This window comes from Thermomonas sp., assembly GCF_041919455.1.
GTDB lineage: Bacteria > Pseudomonadota > Gammaproteobacteria > Xanthomonadales > Xanthomonadaceae > Thermomonas.
Map to the genome: position 1 here is coordinate 51,557 of NZ_JAYRTQ010000002.1, position 13,745 is coordinate 65,301.

12 protein-coding genes are annotated in these 13,745 nt (G+C 67.5%); all 12 read left to right on the forward strand.

Annotated features, from left to right (window positions below; translation table 11 throughout):
* Positions 1–14: 14 nt before the first annotated feature.
* The 12 genes from yegS to ACE3T8_RS01510 all read left to right on the forward strand — a co-directional run bounded on the left by yegS (position 15) and on the right by ACE3T8_RS01510 (position 13,676).
* The gene (yegS, locus tag ACE3T8_RS01455; protein WP_374606205.1) at positions 15–971 is read left to right on the forward strand and encodes a lipid kinase YegS; all 957 of its coding nucleotides are present in this window, start codon (positions 15–17) and stop codon (positions 969–971) included.
* A 102-nt stretch (positions 972–1,073) separates the two neighbouring features.
* A complete protein-coding gene (gene trpE, locus ACE3T8_RS01460; protein ID WP_374606207.1) occupies positions 1,074–2,564 on the forward strand; it encodes an anthranilate synthase component I in 1,491 nt (496 codons plus the stop codon).
* The gene (locus ACE3T8_RS01465) at positions 2,564–3,376 is read left to right on the forward strand and encodes an AbiJ-NTD4 domain-containing protein (RefSeq protein WP_374606209.1); all 813 of its coding nucleotides are present in this window, start codon (positions 2,564–2,566) and stop codon (positions 3,374–3,376) included. Before trpE ends, ACE3T8_RS01465 begins: the two co-directional genes overlap by 1 nt.
* 1 nt (position 3,377) lies before the next feature.
* Entirely contained in the window at positions 3,378–3,956 is a 579-nt protein-coding gene (locus ACE3T8_RS01470) for an aminodeoxychorismate/anthranilate synthase component II (RefSeq protein ID WP_374606211.1), read from the forward strand.
* Position 3,957: 1 nt separating this feature from the next.
* Positions 3,958–4,992: an anthranilate phosphoribosyltransferase gene (trpD, locus tag ACE3T8_RS01475; protein ID WP_374606213.1), complete on the forward strand. Its 1,035-nt coding sequence runs from the start codon at positions 3,958–3,960 to the stop codon at positions 4,990–4,992.
* Positions 4,993–5,023: 31 nt separating this feature from the next.
* Positions 5,024–6,199: a beta-aspartyl-peptidase gene (gene iadA / locus ACE3T8_RS01480; RefSeq protein WP_374606215.1), complete on the forward strand. Its 1,176-nt coding sequence runs from the start codon at positions 5,024–5,026 to the stop codon at positions 6,197–6,199.
* A gap of 23 nt (positions 6,200–6,222) precedes the next feature.
* Entirely contained in the window at positions 6,223–7,065 is an 843-nt protein-coding gene (locus ACE3T8_RS01485; RefSeq protein WP_374606216.1) for a cyanophycinase, read from the forward strand.
* A gap of 33 nt (positions 7,066–7,098) precedes the next feature.
* The gene (cphA, locus tag ACE3T8_RS01490) at positions 7,099–9,882 is read left to right on the forward strand and encodes a cyanophycin synthetase (RefSeq protein ID WP_374606218.1); all 2,784 of its coding nucleotides are present in this window, start codon (positions 7,099–7,101) and stop codon (positions 9,880–9,882) included.
* A gap of 13 nt (positions 9,883–9,895) precedes the next feature.
* The gene (locus ACE3T8_RS01495) at positions 9,896–11,671 is read left to right on the forward strand and encodes a Mur ligase family protein (protein WP_374606219.1); all 1,776 of its coding nucleotides are present in this window, start codon (positions 9,896–9,898) and stop codon (positions 11,669–11,671) included.
* 139 nt (positions 11,672–11,810) lie between these two features.
* Positions 11,811–12,158 carry an antibiotic biosynthesis monooxygenase gene (locus ACE3T8_RS01500; RefSeq protein WP_374606221.1) on the forward strand — a complete coding sequence of 116 codons (348 nt, stop codon included), beginning with the start codon at positions 11,811–11,813 and terminating at the stop codon, positions 12,156–12,158.
* Complete coding sequence (trpC, locus tag ACE3T8_RS01505) at positions 12,151–12,942, forward strand: indole-3-glycerol phosphate synthase TrpC (protein ID WP_374606223.1); 792 nt, start codon at positions 12,151–12,153, stop codon at positions 12,940–12,942. Before ACE3T8_RS01500 ends, trpC begins: the two co-directional genes overlap by 8 nt.
* A 2-nt stretch (positions 12,943–12,944) precedes the next feature.
* Positions 12,945–13,676 carry a haloacid dehalogenase-like hydrolase gene (locus ACE3T8_RS01510; RefSeq protein WP_374606461.1) on the forward strand — a complete coding sequence of 244 codons (732 nt, stop codon included), beginning with the start codon at positions 12,945–12,947 and terminating at the stop codon, positions 13,674–13,676.
* Positions 13,677–13,745: the final 69 nt, after the last annotated feature.

Here is a 13,745-nt window from a genome sequence, read left to right on the forward strand (position 1 = left end):
GCTAGCCTGTGCGGATGACGACCTCCACCACACCCCGCTGGCGATTGATCCTCAACGGCAAATCCGCTGGCGACGATGCCGTGCGCGAGGCCGTCGGTGCCCTGCGCAAGGCCGGTGTGCGACTCGACGTGCGGGTCACCTGGGAAGGTGGCGATGCCGAGCGCGAGGTGGCCGAGGCGATCGCCGACGGCATCGACACTATCGTCGCCGGCGGTGGTGATGGCACGTTGAGCGAAGTCGCGACCACGCTGGCGCATCGCGATGAATCCGCCGACGCGCTGCCCACCCTCGGCCTGTTGCCGCTGGGCACCGCCAACGACTTCGCCCGGGCGGCCGGCATCCCCGACGCGCCGGAGGCCGCACTGCGCCTGCTCCTGCAGGCGCCTGCGACACCGATCGACCTGCTGAAGCTCGATGCCAATGGCGAGACCCACTGGGCGGCGAACCTGGCCAGTGGCGGTTTCGGCACCCAGGTCACCACCGAGACCCACGAAGGCCTGAAGAAATGGTTGGGTGGCCTGGCCTACGTGGTGACCGGTTTGTCCAGGCTGGGTCGCATCGAGCCGCTGCAGGCGCGGGTACTGGGCCCCGACTTCCGCTGGGAAGGCGACTTCATTGCGCTGGGCATCGGCAATGGTCGCCAGGCCGGCGGCGGGCAGGCGCTTTGCCCCGATGCTTTGGTCGATGACGGCCTGCTCGACCTGACCATCGTGCCGCCGCTGGAAGGCGAGCTGCTGGCCACATTCGGCACCGCGATGGCGGAGGGCAAGGAGGCCGCACTGGATCGCGTGGCACTGCGCCGCGCCCTGGCGTGGGTCGAGATCGAGTCCGCGCAGCCGTTGACCCTCAACCTCGACGGCGAGCCGGTCGAGGCCATGACCTTCCGGATCGAGTGCATGCCAAAGCGTTTGCGCATGCACCTGCCGGCCGATTGCCCGCTGCGCGGGAATGCGGCTAAAGTTGCGCCATGAACCGGGCGACCCCGTCTTTCGAGCATGGTTGGCGATGGTGGCGAGTTTCCGCCGCCCAGACATTCTGTCTGCCTGCCCGCATGCCCCTGAAGGACGCCCCGCTTGATCACCTCTGCCCAGTTCGCCGAACACGCCTTCCAACAGACGGCCGCTGACGGGTTCACCCTCGTGCCCGTGGTGCGCGAGGTCCTTTCCGACCTCGACACCCCGCTGTCCGTCTACCTGAAGCTGGCCGACGGCCCGCATACCTACCTGTTCGAATCGGTCGAAGGCGGCGAGCGCTTCGGCCGCTACTCGATCATCGGGTTGCCGGCGCGGCGCGTGTACGAATTCCGCGGCCACACGCTGGAAGTCCGCGAGCATGGCGATGTCGTGGAAACACGCGAGGTCGCCGATCCGCTGGCCGAAGTCGAACGGCTGCGGGCCGCGCACAAGGTGCCGAAGCTCGATGGCCTGCCCGGGTTCACCGGTGGGCTGGTCGGCTGGTTCGGCTTCGAGTGCATCGAGTACATCGAGCCGAAGCTGCGTGGCAACACCAAGCCCGACGAACTCGGTACGCCGGACATCCTGCTGATGCTCAGCGACGAGCTGGCGGTGTTCGACAACCTCAAGGGCCGGCTGTACCTGATCGTGCATGCCGACCCGCGCGAACCGCAGGCCTGGGCGCGCGCGAACCGCCGGCTCGACGCGCTCAGCCACCGCCTGCGCCACGGCGGCGCGCCGTATCCGGAAACCCTGCACGGCAGCGCGCTGGACGAGGCCGATTTCGTCAGCGGCTTCACCCGCGAAGGCTTCCTCGAAGCCGTGCATCGCAGCAAGGAGTACATCGCGTCCGGCGATGCGTTCCAGGTCGTGCTCAGCCAGCGCCTGAGCGTGCCGTTCCGCGCGCGCCCGGTCGACGTGTACCGCGCGCTGCGGGCGATGAATCCTTCCCCGTACATGTATTTCCTCGACACCGGCGCGACCCAGGTCGTGGGCTCATCGCCGGAGATTCTGGTGCGTTTGCAGGGCGGCGACGTCACCGTGCGCCCGATCGCCGGCACCCGCCCGCGCGGCAGGACGCACGAGGAAGACACCGCGCTGGAAGCCGAACTGCTGGCTGATCCGAAGGAACGCGCCGAGCACCTGATGCTGATCGACCTCGGTCGCAACGATGCCGGCCGCGTGTCCGAACCGGGCACCGTAGAAGTGGGCGAACAGTTCGTGATCGAGCGCTACAGCCACGTCATGCACATCGTCAGCGAAGTCACCGGCCGCCTGAAGAAGGGCCTGTCCTACATGGACGTACTGCGCGCCACGTTCCCCGCGGGCACCGTCAGCGGCGCGCCGAAGATCCGCGCGTTGCAGATCATCCGCGAGCTGGAGCCGGTCAAGCGCAACATCTACTCCGGCGCGGTCGGCTACATCGGCTGGCATGGCGATGCCGACACCGCCATCGCCATCCGCACCGCGGTGATCCAGGACGGCAGGCTGCATGTGCAGGCGGGTGCCGGCATCGTCTTCGATTCCGATCCGCAGGCCGAGTGGGACGAAACGATGAACAAGGGTCGCGCGCTGTTCCGCGCGGTGGCGGAAGCGGCGAGGGGGTTGTGATGCCGACATTTAGCCAAAGAATGGGAATTAAACCGGTTAGTGATCTCGTTCAGCTGGAAAGCATGAATGACGATTTGAGGACTGGTCTCTGGAATGCATTAGACAGAGACTTGTTCGTGAAGGATCGGTTTAACGATTCGGACTTCACGGAGGTTCTCTGGCGTTATCACTTCAAGTTGCCCGTAGACAGCAGGCCGATAACCAACACTGGTTTCGGGATGAGTTACACCAGGGTATGGGACCAGATTCGAAAGCACTTCTTTGAGTGTGTATGGAACGACGTTTACGATTTCGTCGAGTTCGTGCTTCGTTGTTATCCGAATGATCGTGAGATACGTCGCTCGATTGAAACAACTCTAGCCAGAGAAAACTCTGGATATCGATTGATTGACGGGCATCTATCGCCGATTTCCGATCCAGGCGAGGTGCGAGAGGTTGCCTTGGCAATTGAGGATGCACATGCGCCGGTAAAAGAGCATCTGCGGACGGCTCTTTCCTTGTTGACGGACAGAAAAAATCCGGACTATCGAAATTCGATCAAGGAGTCCATTTCCGGTGTCGAGGCGATGGCGAACGTAGTGACCGGTGACTCCAAGGCAACGTTGGGTGACGCGTTAAAAATTCTCGAGCGAAATGGAAAGCTGCATCCAGCGCTGAAAGAAGCCTTCTCCAAAATGTATGGATACACCAGTGACGCGGACGGTATCCGTCACGCGTTAATGAGTGAGCACAATCTCAGTCAAGCTGATGCGCGGTATTTCTTGATTGTGTGCAGCGCTTTTATAAATCTTTTGAAAGTGCAGGCGGCTTGACATGCTCCTTATGATCGACAACTACGACAGCTTCACCTACAACCTCGTGCAGTACTTGCAGGCGCTTGGCGCCGAGGTGCGGGTGGAGCGCAACGACGCGCTGACGGTGGACCAGATCGAACAACTCGCGCCGCAACGCATCGTCATTTCGCCGGGGCCGTGCACGCCGAACGAGGCGGGTGTGTCGATGGCGGTGATCGAGCGCCTGGGCGCGACCACGCCGATCCTCGGCGTCTGCCTGGGCCACCAGAGCATGGGCCAGGTCTACGGCGGCGACGTGATCCGCGCCGGGCGGATCATGCACGGCAAGACCTCGCCGATCCGGCATCAGGGCAAGGGCGTCTTCGCCGGCCTGCCGGATGGTTACGAGGCCACGCGCTACCACTCGCTCGTCGTCGACAAAACGACATTGCCTGAAGCGCTCGAAATCACTGCGTGGACCGAGAACGACGACGGCTCGATGGAGGAGATCATGGGCCTGCGCCATCGCGAATTCCCGGTGGAAGGCGTGCAGTTCCATCCCGAATCGATCCTCACCCAGCACGGCCACGCGCTGCTGAAGAATTTCCTGGAGCGCTGAAATGCCCTTCACCCCGCAACAGGCCCTGCAACGCGCGATCGAGCATCGCGAAATCTTCTTCGACGAGATGGTCGACCTGATGCGCCAGGTGATGCGCGGCGAGGTGTCGCCGTCGATGACCGCGGCGATCCTCACCGGCCTGCGGGTGAAGAAGGAAACCGTGGGCGAGATCGCCGCGGCCGCGACCGTGTTGCGCGAGTTCGCGCTGCCGGTCGAGGTGGCGGATCGGACCGGGTTGGTCGATATCGTCGGCACCGGCGGCGATGGCGCGCATACCTTCAACATCTCCACCGCATCGATGTTCGTGGTCGCCGCGGCCGGCGCGAAGGTCGCCAAGCACGGCAACCGCAGCGTGTCGTCGAAGTCGGGCAGCGCCGATGTGCTGGAGGCGCTCGGTGCGAACATCGACTTGCAGCCGGAGCAGGTCGCCAGTTGCATCGAGCGTTGCGGGATCGGCTTCATGTTCGCGCCGGTGCATCACCCGGCGATGAAGGTGGTCGCGCCAGTGCGTCGCGAAATGGGCGTGCGCACGCTGTTCAACATCCTCGGTCCGCTGACCAATCCCGCGGGCGCGCGCAACATCCTGATGGGCGTGTTCCATCCGGACCTGGTGGGCATCCAGGTGCGCGTGCTGCAGGAGCTCGGCGCGGAGCGCGCGCTGGTGGTCTGGGGCCGCGACGGCATGGACGAGCTGTCGCTTGGATCGGCGACGCTTGTCGGCGAACTGCGCGACGGCAAGGTCCGCGAGTACGAATTGCATCCCGAGGATTTCGGCATCCCGATGGCGCACAGCCGCAACCTCAAGGTGGCCGACGCCGAACAGTCGATGGCGATGCTGCTGCAGGCGCTGGACGACCACGAGGGCCTGCCGCGGCAGATCGTGGCCTACAACGCGGGTGCGGCGCTGTACGCGGCCGGCGTGGCCGAGGACATCGGCGACGGCATCGCGCGCGCGCGCAAGGCGATCGCGTCGGGTGCGGCGCGGGCGAAGCTGGACGAGTTCGTGGCGGCCACGCAGGCGCTGGCCGGCGCTTGACGCTGCAACGCAGGCCCCGCACCCTGCCGCGATGACCGAAACCCCGATGCTGCTGCTCCGCAATGCCGACGTGTACGCCCCCGAATCGCTGGGCAGGCGCCACCTGCTGCTCGGCGGCGGCAAGGTGTTGTGGATGGGCGATGTCGAGCCGGCCCTGCCTGCATCGCTTGCGGTCGAGACGCTCGACCTCGATGGCGCGCGCCTGGTGCCCGGCTTCATCGATGGCCACGTGCATGTCAGCGGCGGCGGCGGCGAGGCCGGCTTCGCCACCCGCGTCCCCGCGCCCTTGCTCAGTCGCTACACGATGGCCGGCGTGACCAGCGTGGTCGGCCTGCTCGGCACCGACGATGCCACGCGCAGCACCGCCGAACTGCTCTCGCATGTGTATGCGCTGCGCGAGCAGGGCCTGTCGGCGTGGGGCTACTGCGGCGGCTACCACGTGCCGCCGGCCACGCTCACCGGCAGCGTGCGCGGCGACGTCGCGCTGATCGAGCCATTGATCGGGATCGGCGAACTGGCGATCAGCGACCATCGTTCCAGCCAGCCGACCCTCGACGAACTCCTGCGGCTCGCATCCGAGGCGCATGTGGCCGGCCTGATGAGCGGCAAGGCCGGCATCGTCCACCTGCATCTGGGCGACGGCACGCGCGGCCTCGACCTGGTGCGCCGGGCGTTGGACACCAGCGAATTGCCGCCGCGCGTCTTCCAGCCGACCCATGTCAATCGCAAGAAAGCGCTGTTCGAGGAAGCCCTGGAACTGGCGAAGCGCGGCTGCCATGTCGACATAACCGCGTTCCCGGTCGAGGAGGGCGAAGACGCCTGGCCCGCCGACGAGGCGCTCATCCGCTACCTCGACAGCGGTGCGCCGCCGCAGCGGGTCAGCATCAGTTCCGACGCCGGCGGCTGCCTGCCCTGCTTCGACGGCGAAGGCCGCGTCTGCGGCATGGACGTGGGCCATTCCGGCTCGATGCTGGACACCTTGAACGCGCTGCTCGCGCGTGGCCTGCCGCTTGAACGCGCGCTGCCGGCCTTCACCAGCAACGTGGCCGCGCTGCTGCGGCTGCCCGGGAAGGGCCGGATCGCGGTGGGCTTCGATGCCGACCTGGTCGCACTGGATGCCGCCGGTCGGGTCCGCTACCTGCTGGCCCGTGGCGTGCCGCATGTGCGCGATGGCGCGCCGGTGCGGCGTGGTATGTTCGAGCGCTGAACCACAGGGGAAGTGCGCAGTACATGTGTCCCAGCAAGGTAGCCGACGGCGAAACGCGCGGCTGGATCGTCCCCATCGGTGGGGCGGAAGACAAGGAAAGCCGGCGCCGCATCCTCAAGCGCTTCGTGCAGTTGTGCGGTGGTCGTGACGCACGCATCGCGGTGATCCCCACCGCCAGCAAACTGGCCGACACCGGCGAGCGCTACGAGGAACTGTTCGACCGGCTCGAGGCCGGGCGGGTGGACACGCTGGACTTCGAGAGCCGCGCCGACGGCGAGCGCGAGGACTTCCTCGAGATCCTGCGCCAGTGCACCGGAGTGTTCATCACCGGCGGCAACCAGCTGCGCCTGTCCACGATCATCGGCGGCACGCCCGCGGCCAAGCTGATCCGCGAGCGCAACGCCGACGGCGTGCCGGTCGGCGGCACCAGTGCCGGCGCCAGCATCCTGTCCGAACACATGATCGCGTTCGGCAGCGAGGGCGGTTCGCCGCGCGCCGACAGCGTGCACCTGGCGCCCGGCTTCGGCCTGACCAACCGCTTCATCATCGACCAGCATTTCCGCCAGCGCGACCGCCTGGGCCGGCTCACCGCGGCACTGGCCTACAACCCGTTCGCGATCGGCATCGGCCTGGACGAGGACACCGCGGCCTTCATCGGCCCCGACAACACGCTGGAGGTCGAGGGCAGCGGTGCGATCACCGTGGTCGATGCCAGCCAGGTGCAGTTCACCTCGATGGACCAGGTGGGCGGCAGCGATGCGGTCTGCATCATCGGCCTGCAACTGCATATCCTGACCGCGGGCGCGACCTTCAACCTGCACACGCGCCAGGCCTTGCCGGGCACCCTGTCGGCACGCAAGGACTGAACCATCACGCAATGCAACCGAGCGGAGGGCTCGATGCGGATCCTCAATCGTAATGTCTACGTGGGGCCTTCGCAGTACGCGAAATTCCCGGTCATCCGCCTCGAACTGGACCTCGGCGCGCTGGAGCAATGGCCCACCGCGAAGCTGGGCGACGGCTTCATCGACGGCCTGCTGGCCGCACTGCCCGGGCTGGCCGAACACGGCTGCTCCTACCGCGAGCCCGGCGGCTTCGTCCGGCGCATGCGCGAGGGCGAGGGCACCTGGCTGGGCCACGTGCTGGAACACGTCGCCATCGAACTGCAGAACGTCGCCGGCGAGGACGTCACCTTCGGCAAGACCCGCAGCATTTCCGACGACCGTCCCGGCGTGTATTCGGTGGTCTACGAATACGCGCAGAAGGAGGAGGGCATCGCCGCCGGCGAGCTGGCGCTGAAGCTGCTGGACTCGCTGCTGCCCACCGACCTGCGCAGCGCCACCGACGATAGCTGGAACTGGGAAGAAGAACGCGACGGCTTCATCCGCTACGCGCAGCGCCGCGCGCTGGGTCCGTCGACGATGTCGCTGGTGCGCGCGGCGGAAGAACGCGGCATCCCGTGGCTGCGCCTCAACGAGCAGTCGCTGGTGCAACTGGGCCACGGCAAGTACCAGCAGCGCATCCAGGCCACCGTCACCGGGCGCACGCCGCACATCGCGGTGGAGCTGGCCAGCGACAAGGAAGAAACCAACAAGATCCTGGCCTCGCTGGGCCTGCCGGTGCCGCACCAGCACCTGGTCACCAGCGCGTCCGAAGCCGTGCGCGCCGCGCGCCGCCTTGGCGGCGGCGTGGTGCTGAAGCCGTACAACGGCAACCACGGCCGCGGCATCACCATCAACGTCCGTGAAGACGACGATATCCGCGCCGGCTTCGAGGCCGCGCGCGAGCACTCGCGTTCGGTGATCGTGGAAACCTACCTGGCCGGCGACGACCATCGCCTGCTGGTGGTCAACGGCGAACTGGTCGCGGCGACGCGGCGCACGCCGGGCCACGTCGTTGGTGATGGCGCGTCGACCGTCGCGGCGCTGGTCGACGTCGTGAACAGCGATCCGCGCCGAGGCGTGGGCCACGAGAAAGTCCTGACCAAGCTCAAGCTCGACCGCGAGGCCGAACTGATGCTGGAACGCGCGGGCTACACCGCGGAGTCGGTGCCGAAGGCGGGCGAAGTGGTGCCGCTGCGCTCCACCGCGAATCTCTCGACCGGCGGCACAGCGACCGATGTCACCGACATCATCCACCCTGACAACCGCGCAATGGCGGAACGCGCGGTGCGCGCGATCGGGCTGGACGTCGGCGGCGTGGATTTCCTCAGCACCAACATCGCCGAAAGCTACAAGGCGATCGGCGGCGGCATCTGCGAGGTGAACGCCGCGCCCGGCTTCCGCATGCACATCGCACCGAGCGAAGGCACGCCGCGCGACGCCGCCGGCCCGGTCATCGACATGCTGTTCCCGCCGGGCGCGCCGTCGCGCGTGCCGATTGCCGCGGTGACCGGCACCAACGGCAAGACGACCACCTCGCGCATGCTGGCGCACATCGCCAAGATGTCCGGCTACACGCCGGGCCTGACCACCACCGACGGCGTCTACATCGACGGCCAGCGCACCGTGGAAGGCGACATGACCGGGCCGGTGTCCGCGCGGATGGTGATGGCCGATCCGCAGATCGACTTCGCCGTGCTGGAGACCGCGCGTGGCGGGCTGGTGCGCGCCGGCATGGGCGTGGCCGAGGTCGACGTCGGCGCGGTGATCAACGTCGCCTCCGACCACCTGGGCCTGAAGGGCATCGACACCCTCGAGCAGCTCGCCGAGGTGAAGCGTGTTGTCGTCGAAGCCGCGCGCGAATGCGCGGTGCTCAACGCCGACGATCCCAACGTGCTGAAAATGTCCGCGTACACCGACGCCAAGGTCATCTGCTACGTGACAATGAATCCGTCGCATCCGCTAGTGCGCGAGCATGTGCGCGCCGGTGGCCGCGCCTGCGCGCTGGAGGCCGGCGTCAACGGCCACATGATCACCCTGTATGACAAGGGCAGCCACATCCCGCTGTTGTGGACGCACCTGATCCCGGCCACGCTGGAAGGGCGTGCGCTGCACAATGTGCAGAACGCGATGTTCGCGGCGTCGATGGCGTTCTCGCTGGGCATGAAGCTGGATGCGATCCGGCACGGCCTGCGCACCTTCGACACCACGTTCTTCCAGGCCCCGGGCCGGATGAACGTGTACAACGAGCACCCGTTCAAGGTGATCATGGACTACGCCCACAACGCGCACGCGACGGGCGTGATGGCCGACCTGGCCCAGCGCCTGGACGTTGGCGGACGGCGCATCGTCGTGGTCGCCGGGCCGGGCGATCGCCGCGACGAGGACCTGCGCGAGATCGCCGCCACCCTGGCCGGCAAGTTCGATCATTACGTAGTGCGCCGCGACGACAGTCTGCGCGGCCGCGACGGCGACGAAGTGCCGCGGATCATCTCGAAGGCGCTGGAAACCGCAGGCGTGGATCTCGCCGCGATCACCGTGATCCCCGACGAGCAGGAAGCGGTCGATGCCGCGTTGCGCATGGGCCAGCCGGGCGACCTCCTGGTGGTCTTCGCCGATGCGTTGGTGCGTACGTGGAAGCAGATCATCCGCTTCAAGCCCGAGGGCGAGATGCAGAAGACGAGCGCGCGCGCCGAAGTGCCCACGCTGGAAACCAACCTCGACGAACAACTGGTCGCGGCGATGGAAGGCGTGGTGCGCGACGAACGCGGCCTGCGTTTCGAGCGCGAGGAAAGCGATTGAGCTTCGCGTCGTGATGGAACCCTTCGAGGACTCGCGCCGACTCACCGGCGCCAACCTGTATTTCGACGGTGCAGGCGCAGCGCTGGAAACGCGGCCGGGCCTCGCCTTCGATGCGGACACGCTGCAACGCTGGCGCGCGAACATCGCGCGGGCGCGGATGTTGCTGGATTGGCCGGACGACGCCATCGTCGTGCGCGAACACGCCACCGGTGCTTCGCTGGCGTTCGAGGCCCCATTCGACCAGCTCTACATCGCCACCGAAGTGAACGAGTGGGCGCTGTATTCGGCGCTCGGTTTGCGTGCGAGCGATGCGCCGGTCGATGATGAAGCCGATTCGCCACGCCCGCATGTCGCCCACTTCGACGATGGTGAAGCCCTGCGCCGGTTGCACGCGCTTGCGGCTGCGGAAGCGAAGCCGGCGCTGCGCGCATTGGTCGATGCATCCCGCGCGCACGGCGTGCCCGCGCATGCGGACGACGATGCGTTGTCGCTCGGCGAAGGCGCGGCATCGCAGACATGGAGCCTGGCGGCGTTGCCCGCGATCGACGATGTGCCGTGGGCGCAGTTGCACGCGATTCCTAAAGCCGTCGTCACCGGTTCCAACGGCAAGACCACCACCGTGCGCCTGCTCGCGGCCATGCTGCGCGCGCATGGCCTGCACGCCGGTTACAGCAGCACCGATGGGTTGTTCATCGACGGCGAGCGCGTGGAGGCCGGCGACTATTCCGGTCCGGTCGGCGCGCGCACCGTGCTGCGCGACGTGCGGGTCGATGCCGCCGTGCTGGAAACCGCGCGTGGCGGGCTGCTGCGGCGTGGACTGGTCGCCCGCGATGCGCGCGTGGCCGTGGTCACCAACGTCGCGGCCGATCATTTCGGCGAATACGGCATCCACACCTTGGCGCACATCGCCGCGGTGAAACTGGTGGTGGCGAAATCGCTCGCCGCCGATGGCCTGCTGGTATTGAACGCCGATGATCCGATGCTGGTCGCGCATGCGCCGGCATCGCGTCGCATCGGCTGGTTCGCGCTGGCCTTCGCCGACGCGGCGGCACGCAGCGCGCTTGCGTGCGGTGTGCGCGATGGCCAGCTGATCCTGTCGCGCGACGGCAGCGAACACGATCTCGGTGCGGTCACGGCAATGCCGCTGAGCGTGGGCGGCGCGGCTCGCTACAACATCGCTAACATTGCTGCGGCATCGTTGGCGGCGCAGGCGCTTGATATCCCGCCAGCGAAGATCGCCGCCGTCCTCACGCGCTTCGGTGCCAGCAATGCCGACAACCCCGGTCGCCTGCAGCGCTGGAGGCTGGGCGATGTCGAGGTGCTGCTGGATTACGCGCATAACCCGGACGGGCTGCGCGGCTTGCTCGATGTCGCCGCAGGACTGCGCCGTGGTGGCCGCTTGGGCCTGTTGCTTGGCCATGCCGGCAATCGCCTGGAATCCGATTTCCGCGCGCTGGCCGAGGTCGCCGCGCAGGCGAAGCCCGACCGCGTCTGGCTGAAGGACATCGGCGGCGATTACCTGCGCGGGCGTGCCTCGGGCGACGTGGCGATGATCCTGCGCGGCGCGTTGCTGGCATCCGGCATGGCCGATGCCGACCTGCCGGTCTGCCTGGACGAAGCGCAGGCATCGCGCGAGGCACTGGCCTGGGCGAACGCGGGCGACCTGCTGGTGTTGCCGGTGCACGAACCCGCGCGTCGCGACGAAGTCGTGGCCCTGCTGGATCGCCTGCAGGCCGAGGGTTGGCGCGCGGGCGAGCCGTTGCCGGAAGCCTTCGCACACGACTTGTAGCCCGGATAAGGCCGCAGGCCGCATCCGGGAATGAAGCGCGATGGCGTCTCGAAGAACCCCGGATGCGCTCCGCTTATCCGGGCTACGGGCGAACCAGGCCGGCTCGCTTAGAATGGCGCTCCCCCGCGAGCGCCCTGCCATGCACGACGACCGTTTCGCCCGCCTGCCCGAGCCGCCGTACTACGCGGTGATCTTCAGTTCGCGCCGCCGCGGCGATGCCGCCGATGGCTATGCCGAAGCCGCGATGCGCATGGAGGACCTGGTTGCCGCGCAGCCCGGCTTCCTCGGCGCCGAATCCGCACGCGATGGCGAAGGCTTCGGCATCACCACCGCGTATTTCGACAGCGAGGCGTCGATCAAGGCCTGGCGCGACCACGCCGAGCACGCAAGCACCCGCCAGCGCGGGCGCGAGGCCTGGTATGCGCAGTTCGCGGTGCGGGTGGCGAAGGTCGAGCGCGCGTACGGCTGGGAGCGCGCCGATGCATGATGTGTTGAAGCGGATCCTGGCGCGCAAGCAGGAAGAAGTCGCGGAACGTCGCGACCGGGTCTCGCTGTTCGAGCTGAAGGCGCGCGCCGCATCGGCGCCGCCGGTGCGCGGGTTCGCCGATGCGGTGCAGGCGAAGATCGCCGCCGGGTTGCCGGCGGTGATCGCCGAGGTGAAGAAGGCCAGCCCCAGCAAGGGCGTGATCCGCGCCGACTTCCATCCTGCCGAGATCGCCCGCAGTTACGAGGCCGGCGGCGCGGCCTGCCTGTCGGTGCTGACCGACATCGATTTCTTCCAGGGCAGCGACGCCTACCTGCAGCAGGCGCGCGTGGCGTGTTCGCTGCCGGTGCTGCGCAAGGACTTCATCGTCGATGCCTACCAGCTGCACGAGGCGCGCGTGCTCGGCGCCGACTGCGTGCTGCTGATCGCCGCCGCGCTGGACGACCGGCAGTTGTCCGAATTCGCCTTCATCGCCGACGAGCTCGGCATGGACGTGCTGGTCGAAGTGCATGACCTCGACGAGCTCGAGCGCGCGCTGCCGGTGCCGGCGCGGTTGCTTGGCATCAACAACCGCAACCTGCGCACGTTCGATGTCTCGCTGCAGGCCACGCTGGATCTGAAATCGATGGTGCCGGCAGACCGCGTGCTGGTCACGGAGAGCGGGATCCTGGCGCCGGCCGACGTGCAGCTGATGCGCGATGCCGGCGTGCATGCCTTCCTGGTCGGCGAGGCCTTCATGCGCCAGCCGGATCCGGGCGTGGCGCTCAGCGACCTGTTCGCCGCGTGAGCGTGCAGGAAGCTGCAGCCGCATTCCCGGTGCCGCGCGACGATGCGCCGCTGGTGGTGTTCGACTTCGACCACACCCTGTACGACGGCGACTCCGGCAGCCATCTGTTCAAGTGGTTGATCCAGCGCGCGTGGTGGCGTCAGTTGCTGGCGATCCTGGCGGCGCCCGTGGCCGGGCCGATGGTCGCCTTCCTGCCGACGCGTCGCGCCGGGATTTCGGTATTCGTCTGGATCGGCACGATCGGACTGCATCGTCGCCGTGACCTCGACGCATTGATCGACGCCTACGTGGCCGGCCATGTCGAAGTGATCCAGTCACGCCTGCTGCCGATCGCGCTTGAGGTGTTCCGCGCGCATCGCGAAGCCGGCGACCGCGTGGTGGTCGCCACCGGCGCGCCGCCGGAACTCGCGCGCGCGATCCTGGCCTTCGTGGCCCATCACGACGTGCCGGTGGTGGGCACCCTGGTCGGGCCGAAGTTCGGCGCGGTCGCGGCGATCCGCCACTGCCACCACGCGATGAAGATGACCATGCTGCGCGATGCCGGCTTCACCCAGCCGGTGGCGATCGCCTACACCGACAGCAGCGCCGACCTGCCGTTGCTGCAGGCCGCGCTGCGCCCGGTGGTGGTGAACCCGAAGGTCGGCAGCGTGGCGATGTTCCGCAGGGTGCTGCTGGAGGGCACGCCGATCCTCAACTGGGGTTGCGCCGATCGTGCGGGCGATCCGGTCGCCTGAGCGCGCAATCCGTAGCCCGGATAAGCGAAGCGCATCCGGGGCGGCGTCCTGAGAGGTCATCCTGAGCGC

Bases quoted from the DNA above. Each gene is read 5' to 3' on its own strand.
- yegS (WP_374606205.1), top strand. From the start codon at position 15: ATGACGACCTCCACCACACCCCGCTGGCGATTGATCCTCAACGGCAAA.
- ACE3T8_RS01465 (WP_374606209.1), top strand. From the start codon at position 2,564: ATGCCGACATTTAGCCAAAGAATGGGAATTAAACCGGTTAGTGATCTC.
- ACE3T8_RS01470 (WP_374606211.1), top strand. From the start codon at position 3,378: ATGCTCCTTATGATCGACAACTACGACAGCTTCACCTACAACCTCGTG.
- trpD (WP_374606213.1), top strand. From the start codon at position 3,958: ATGCCCTTCACCCCGCAACAGGCCCTGCAACGCGCGATCGAGCATCGC.
- iadA (WP_374606215.1), top strand. From the start codon at position 5,024: ATGACCGAAACCCCGATGCTGCTGCTCCGCAATGCCGACGTGTACGCC.
- ACE3T8_RS01485 (WP_374606216.1), top strand. From the start codon at position 6,223: ATGTGTCCCAGCAAGGTAGCCGACGGCGAAACGCGCGGCTGGATCGTC.
- cphA (WP_374606218.1), top strand. From the start codon at position 7,099: ATGCGGATCCTCAATCGTAATGTCTACGTGGGGCCTTCGCAGTACGCG.
- ACE3T8_RS01495 (WP_374606219.1), top strand. From the start codon at position 9,896: ATGGAACCCTTCGAGGACTCGCGCCGACTCACCGGCGCCAACCTGTAT.
- ACE3T8_RS01500 (WP_374606221.1), top strand. From the start codon at position 11,811: ATGCACGACGACCGTTTCGCCCGCCTGCCCGAGCCGCCGTACTACGCG.
- trpC (WP_374606223.1), top strand. From the start codon at position 12,151: ATGCATGATGTGTTGAAGCGGATCCTGGCGCGCAAGCAGGAAGAAGTC.